We start from the raw sequence: 281 nt of genomic DNA, 5'->3' as shown, positions 1-281 counted from the left end.
AGGCGTATATTGGAAGCCCGTGTTTAATATCTTAGAAGAAGAATTTGAGATATTATTAGTTAATGCGCGTCATATAAAGAATGTACCAGGTCAAAAGACTGACAAGAAAGACAGTCGATGGATCACTAAACTGTTGTTAAATGGTTTATTAAAAGGAAGTTTTATTCCGCCCAAAGGCATACGCGAGTTACGGGATTTAACTCGTTACAAGCGTAAAGTTATTGAGCAGGTTTCATCAGAAAAGAATCGCATACACAAGTTGCTTGAAGATGCAAACATAA

The 281-nt window shown here is 36.3% G+C and carries 1 protein-coding gene; it reads left to right on the top strand.

Annotated features, from left to right (window positions below):
• Positions 1 to 281: transposase (locus tag FNN09_RS21005; RefSeq protein ID WP_143304443.1), on the top strand; the 281-nt coding region annotated here is incomplete at both ends.

Origin of the sequence: Carboxylicivirga sp. M1479 (assembly GCF_007097485.1) — a bacterium.
Taxonomy (GTDB): Bacteria; Bacteroidota; Bacteroidia; order Bacteroidales; family Marinilabiliaceae; genus Carboxylicivirga.
The sequence above is the reverse complement of the archived record's forward strand: the minus strand, read 5'-3'. Positions and strand labels throughout refer to the sequence as shown.